This is a genomic window from Desulfovibrio sp. SGI.102 (assembly GCF_050314315.1).
Lineage (GTDB): Bacteria > Desulfobacterota > Desulfovibrionia > Desulfovibrionales > Desulfovibrionaceae > Desulfovibrio.
In genome coordinates this window covers 1-3,903 of record NZ_JBNPNC010000098.1, presented here as the reverse complement: position 1 = coordinate 3,903, position 3,903 = coordinate 1, and the positions used below count along the sequence as shown (strand labels likewise).

Below are 3,903 nucleotides of genomic sequence, written 5' to 3'. Positions count from 1 at the left end.
GATTGGCGCATAGGAAATGCGGATATCATCAAACGAATCCCCCTGCTTCAGCACGATGTGCTTCATCCAGTGTTCATCATCCTTCATGGGATAGTCGGAGCGCATGTGCCAGAGGCCCCAGCGGCTTTCCTTGCGTTCCTTGGAGGCCAGGGCGCTCATGGCCGCGCAATGGATGATGTTCTCGACCTCATAGGCCTTGAACAGGTCGTGCTTGTTGGCGATCCTGACGTCTGTCCTGAGTTCCTTCTTGAAACGGTCCATCCACCAGAGGGCCCTGTCGAGCTTGTATTCGTTCTTGGGCGGACGGATGTAATCGTTGATCAGGCGGCGCACCTTGTATTCGAACTCCTCGATGGGGATCTTGCCGTCAGCCTGGGCAAGCTTGGCATCACGATCCCGGATGACCTCCAGGACCTGCTCCTCATCCAGCGGCATGTCAGGCAGCGTGCTGGCGTATTCCGTGGCGTTCTCCGCCGTGATCTGGCCAAAGGTGAACGCGCCGCTCAAATGGGCCCGGGCCACCAGGGAGACGTCGCCCGCCGCATACAGGCCGGGCACCGAGCTCTCGCCCTTCTCGTTGATGCGGATGCCCGTAAGGCCATGCCCGCCGCAAAGGTAACAGTCCGTGGGCCAGAGCTCGATCTCGCCGGTGCGGAAGTCGACACCGCGGCCCTTGAAGAACCGCTCCTGCACCGGTCGTTCGGTGGAGAACAGCAGGTCTTCCACTTCGCGGATCTTCTCTTCGCTCATGTGACGCATGTCGATGCGCATGGGACCGCGCTCGGCAAGGTGCTCCATGTGCATGAGGTGGATGCCGGGATGGTCTTCCTGGAACTCCTGGGCAAAGGCGTTGAGCAGGTGCGCGCCGCGGGTCAGGGTGATGTACAGGAGGGGCGCGTTGATGTCCTTGATGATGTAATAGACCAGCGTGTATTCGAAGCCGGAAAGCTCCGCACCGGCACGGTAGGCCATGACGTAGCCGTCACCGGTATTGCCCGGGAAGTCATAGACGCCGTACAGATAACCGTTGGCAGGCAGACCGAAACGGGCCGTGCCGCCGGAACAGAGGATGACGCTCTTGGCCTTGCAGACCACGATCTCTCCCGTACGGACGTTGATGCCCACAGCGCCGCTGATCCTGTCGCCGTCCTTCAAAAGACGTACGGTCATGATGCGGTTGTAGACCTCGGCGCCGTACTCATAGGCTTTTTTGGCCAGTATCGTCTTGAGCTCCGGCTCCTTCATGGTGATGCAGAACTTGCCCTTGGAGTGGATCTGCAGCTTGTCGAACTGCCCTTTCTCATCCACGGGGAAGCAGACCCCCCAGTCCATGAGCTCTTTCATGACGGCCCAGGTCCGTTTGGCCATGGCATAGTTGACGGGCTCGTCCATGATGCCCTGGCAGGCTTCCCTGTTGGTCTCCACATACAGCTCGGGGGTCTCTTCGGTCCCGGGCACAGCCACGATGTTCATGGCATCCATGCCGCGGGCGATGCACCCGGAATACTGCATATCTCCTTTTTCAAACACGACGACCCGCTGCCCGGGGTCCATCTGTTTGGCCCGTATAGCCGCCATCACGCCGGCGCTACCGCCGCCGACAATCAGCACATCTGCACTCAGGGTCATGTATGGCTGCATACATCGTCTCCTTTTTTGCCACATATGCTATGGTTCTATATAGCAGTTAAAAGACCAAAAAAAGGGAGCCGAGTCCCTTTTCCCAAAACGACATCACTTCCTGAATTCATGGAAGCGCATGAGCCCGAAGGGACAGGGCCGGATCAGACTGCGCCGGAACTCCACGATGCGATCCTCATAGGTCATGGAAAGCATGTTGGAACGGATCATGGGGGTCCCTTCCTTCTCTTCCAGATAATGCGCCACATCCCGGGAGGCGCATTCCACCCCCAGCTGCTCACAGCTGCGCAACACGGGGAAATGGCAGTACTTTTCTATCAGCAGATACAGCGAAAGCTCTTCCATCTCTGCCGGAGAGATGTTCATGAGCCCTTCTCCGAACGGGAGCGGGATGTAGGACTCGCTCATGACGACGGGACAGAACGTCTCGCCGTCCTTCCCCAGGAACACACGGCTGACCTTGAGGAACTCCTGGATGTCCGGCGCCGGCGAAAAATCGCTGATGACGGGATCGGTCCGCGAGGCCTTGGCTATGGATATCGTCCTCACACGCAGCGAGGTATCCTGGTCCGTAAGGCTTTTGCGCAACCTGTAGTACTTTACGTTGTTCCTATCCAGGGTGTTCTCGGCCACGAAGGTGCCCTTGCCCTGGATCCGGCTCAGATAGCCCTTGTGGACCATGTTTTCCAGCGCCTTGCGGACAGTCCCGACGCTGATCCCCATGGTCGCGGCGATCTCGCGCTCGGAGGGCAGCTGCATGCCGGCCTTCCAGTCCTGGCAGATGATCTTGTCGATCAGGGTCTGCTGCAGACGGTAGTACATGGGCAGGGCCTCGGAATAACGGGGGGAGAGCTGCAAAGGTTGCATAACATCCTTCTTTAAAAGTTAAGTGCTATATAGCTCTATATCAAATTTGTCGTCAAGGCCAGAATTCCTTGGGATGGGCACCTCCCAGGGGCCCGAGGGGCATCTCTCGGGAATACTGGCAGAAAAAAACCATATATTCATGCATGTTAAACTGACACATCCCGCTTTTTCGGTATCAAAAAATTATGAAATCTTTTATAAAAAACAGGGGAGCCCCGTGTACGAAAGCTCCCCTGCCGTCAGTCACTACTTGCCGTGCTTGGCGTTCCACTGATCGGAATTGGGGAAGAACAGGGGCTGCCCGTACTTGTCCTTGCCGAAATCACGGATGATGGTCTGGGCTTCATCGCCCACCAGCCAGTCCGCGAACTTCAGGGCCGCATCCTTGTGGACCTGGGGGAACTTGTCGGGATTGACCCGGATGATGGCGATGAGGTTGAGCATGATGGGGTCGTTCTCCACCAAGGGCACGACCTTGACCGTATCCTTGAGGGTCAGCCAGGTGGCGCGGTCCATCAGGGTGTAGGCCTGCTTCTTGTCCGTATAGAGCGTCGTGGCCTTGTTGCCCTTGGCGCCGTCGGCATAGACCTCATACCAGGCACCAGCGGGCTGGATGCCGGCAGCCTGCCAGATGTCCATTTCCTTGACATGGGTACCGGACTTGTCCCCGCGGGAGACGAAGGGCACACCGGCCTTGGCGATGGTGGCAAAGGCCTCGGCAGCGCTCTTCATGCCCTTGATGCCCGCCGGGTCACCGGCAGGGCCCAGGATGACGAAGTCATTGTACATGACATCCCGGCGATCCACACCGAAACCGGCAGCCACAAAGGCGTCCTCAAGCTTGCGGGCATGGACCATCACCAGGTCGAAGGTGCCGCTTTCCGCCTTTTTCAGGGTCTTGCCGGTCCCGGCTTTTTCCATGCTGATGGCGATACCGGTCTTTTTGCTGAAGGTATCGGCCAGCAGCGGCAGGATACCGGCATCCACCGGACCGATGGTGCTGGAGATCTTCAGGCTGTCCGCGGCCTGGACGGGGACGGACAAGGGGAACAGACACAGCAGGCAGACCAGGCTGGCCATACGGGAAAACTTCATGGTGCTTCCTCCAGATGAACTTGCAGCCGGGCGGGATGCCCGGCCTTACGTCGCTTCCGGCCACTGTGCCCCAAAAAAAACTTTCGGACAATACACAAGACCCATGGCGGCACACGTCCGGCCAGACATGGCGTCCAATACAGGCCATTGCGGCCTGTTTTCCGCCTTGCCACGGCAGCATGAACGGCCGGTCTGCCCCGCAGGCGATACATTTATGCTCTTTTTTTGCCAGATCCTCTCTTCCGCTGTTCAGGCTACGACAAGTTGTTTATATTCAAAGTCGTTGCAGCCTTTTTCTTC

3 protein-coding genes are annotated in these 3,903 nt (G+C 58.1%); all 3 read right to left on the bottom strand.

What is annotated here, in order from left to right; all coding sequences use genetic code 11:
• Nucleotides 1-1,641: FAD-binding protein (locus tag ACQRCJ_RS12125; protein ID WP_427799909.1), on the bottom strand; the 1,641-nt coding region annotated here is incomplete at its 3' end.
• Between the two features lie 93 nt (nucleotides 1,642-1,734).
• Nucleotides 1,735-2,508 carry a GntR family transcriptional regulator gene (locus tag ACQRCJ_RS12120; protein WP_168936339.1) on the bottom strand — a complete coding sequence of 258 codons (774 nt, stop codon included), beginning with the start codon at nucleotides 2,506-2,508 and terminating at the stop codon, nucleotides 1,735-1,737.
• A 246-nt stretch (nucleotides 2,509-2,754) separates the two neighbouring features.
• Complete coding sequence (locus ACQRCJ_RS12115; protein ID WP_168936340.1) at nucleotides 2,755-3,603, bottom strand: substrate-binding domain-containing protein; 849 nt, start codon at nucleotides 3,601-3,603, stop codon at nucleotides 2,755-2,757.
• Nucleotides 3,604-3,903: the final 300 nt, after the last annotated feature.

Excerpts from the sequence above, each read along its gene's own strand:
- ACQRCJ_RS12120 (WP_168936339.1), bottom strand. The coding sequence starts at position 2,508 with ATGCAACCTTTGCAGCTCTCCCCCCGTTATTCCGAGGCCCTGCCCATG.
- ACQRCJ_RS12115 (WP_168936340.1), bottom strand. The coding sequence starts at position 3,603 with ATGAAGTTTTCCCGTATGGCCAGCCTGGTCTGCCTGCTGTGTCTGTTC.